Annotated in this window: 3 protein-coding genes and 1 tRNA gene; all 4 read left to right on the top strand. The window is 68.2% G+C overall.

Annotated features, from left to right (window positions below):
- A partial coding sequence (locus tag APM_RS12540; RefSeq protein ID WP_007423748.1) for an isoaspartyl peptidase/L-asparaginase occupies positions 1–378 on the top strand: 378 nt, incomplete at its 5' end.
- A 76-nt stretch (positions 379–454) separates the two neighbouring features.
- A complete protein-coding gene (locus APM_RS12535; protein ID WP_007423747.1) occupies positions 455–1,498 on the top strand; it encodes an aspartate-semialdehyde dehydrogenase in 1,044 nt (347 codons plus the stop codon).
- A 58-nt stretch (positions 1,499–1,556) separates the two neighbouring features.
- Positions 1,557–1,632: transfer RNA gene (locus APM_RS12530), tRNA-His, on the top strand.
- Between the two features lie 25 nt (positions 1,633–1,657).
- A partial coding sequence (locus APM_RS12525) for an NTP transferase domain-containing protein (protein ID WP_007423746.1) occupies positions 1,658–1,911 on the top strand: 254 nt, incomplete at its 3' end.

Below are 1,911 nucleotides of genomic sequence, written 5' to 3'. Positions count from 1 at the left end.
ACCTCGACCGGCGGGATCACCGCCAAGCGCGCCGGACGGGTGGGCGACACGCCGGTGTTCGGCGCCGGCACCTTCGCCGATGACGAGACCTGCGCGGTGAGCTGCACCGGGACGGGCGAGGTGTTCATCCGCTACACCGCCGCCGCCGACATCGCGGCGCGGCTGCGCTACAAGGGCGAGAGCCTGGCGAAGGCGGCGGCGGACGTGATCGCCGAGCTCGCGCCGTGCGGCGGCGATGGCGGGCTGATCGCGCTCGGCGCCGCCGGCGACCCGGTGATGCCGTTCAATTCGTCGGGCATGTATCGCGGCATGATCGGCGGCGACCGGATGCTGCGCACGGCGATCCACCGCGAGGAATTTCGCGCCGTTCCGTTGTGAGTCGCGGGCATTTCCCTTGCACCTTGCCGGGCGGGACGCTAGCTCGTGCAGCTGAATTGGATGAGGATGAAGGCAGATGGCGTATAAAGTTGCAGTTGTCGGGGCCACCGGGGCGGTCGGGCGCGAGATGCTCAAGACGCTCGCGGAGCGGAACTTTCCCGCCTCCGAGGTGATCGCCCTCGCCTCCCCGCGCTCGGCGGGGCAGCAGGTGAGCTTCGGCGACGAGGCGATCCTCACCGTGAAGAACCTGGAGACCTTCGATTTCCGCGGGGTGGATTTCGGCCTGTTCTCGCCGGGCGCCTCGATCTCGGCGGTGCACGCGCCGCGCGCGGCCGAGGCGGGGTGCATCGTGATCGACAATACCAGCCATTTCCGCATGGAGCCGGACGTGCCGCTGGTGGTGCCGGAGGTGAACACCCACGCGCTTGAAGCCTTCATGGCGAAGCCGGACTGGCGGCGGATCATCGCCAATCCGAACTGCTCGACCATCCAGATGGTGGTGGCGCTGAAGCCGCTGCACGAGAAATTCGGCATCCGCCGCGTGTCGGTCGCGACCTACCAGTCGGTCTCCGGCGCGGGCAAGGAGGGCATGGACGAGCTGGAGCGCGCGACCAAGGCCACCTATGTCCACGAGACGACGAAGCCGGAAGTCTTCACCAAGCCGATCGCCTTCAACGTGATCCCGCATATCGACGTGTTCATGAAGGACGGGGCGACCAAGGAAGAGTGGAAGATGACGGTCGAGACCCGCAAGATCCTCGACCCCGATATCGCGGTGTTCGCGACCTGCGTGCGGGTGCCGGTGTTCATCGGCCATGGCGAGGCGGTGCATGTCGAGTTCGCCAACCCGGCCCCGCTGGAGGCGGCAAGGGCGGCGCTGCGCGCGGCCCCGGGCGTGACGCTGTTCGACGAGCGCGAGGATGGCGGCTACGTCACCCCGCTGGAATGCCAGGGCGAGGATGCCGTCTATGTGTCGCGGCTGCGGGTCGATCCCACGGTGCCGCACGGGCTCGGCTTCTGGTGCGTTTCGGACAATCTGCGCAAGGGCGCGGCGCTGAACGCGGTGCAGATCGCCGAGACGATCGTCAAGCGCGGACTGATCGGCAGGAAGGCCGCCTGATTATCCGGGAAGGCCGATTGACGAGACCGCGTCGATCGGCCTAAACCCCCGTCCGTCGGCGGACGTAGCTCAGCTGGTAGAGCGCCAGGTTGTGGTCCTGGATGTCGTGGGTTCGAGCCCCATCGTTCGCCCCATCTTTTTGCCCCTCGCAATTCCCTCATGGCAGATCCATCGGGTTCTCATCTCCGGGCGGTGATCCTGGCCGGCGGCGCCGGACGGCGGCTCGGCGGGGTGGACAAGGCGCTGCTGATCCTGCACGGACGGACGATGCTCGATCACGCCATCGCAACGGTTTCGGGACAGGTCGGCGCCGTGGCACTCAGCGCGGCGGGCGATGCGGCGCGTTTCGCGCGGTTCGGGATTCCGGTGCTGGAGGACGGGCGGCATCGCGGCAAGGGGCCGCTGGCCGGGGT

It is taken from the genome of Acidiphilium sp. PM, assembly GCF_000219295.1.
Taxonomy (GTDB): Bacteria; Pseudomonadota; Alphaproteobacteria; order Acetobacterales; family Acetobacteraceae; genus Acidiphilium; species Acidiphilium multivorum.
This window is presented reverse-complemented; position numbering and strand designations above follow the sequence as displayed.

Coding starts and splice junctions, on each gene's coding strand:
- APM_RS12535 (WP_007423747.1), top strand. CDS start 455: ATGGCGTATAAAGTTGCAGTTGTCGGGGCCACCGGGGCGGTCGGGCGC.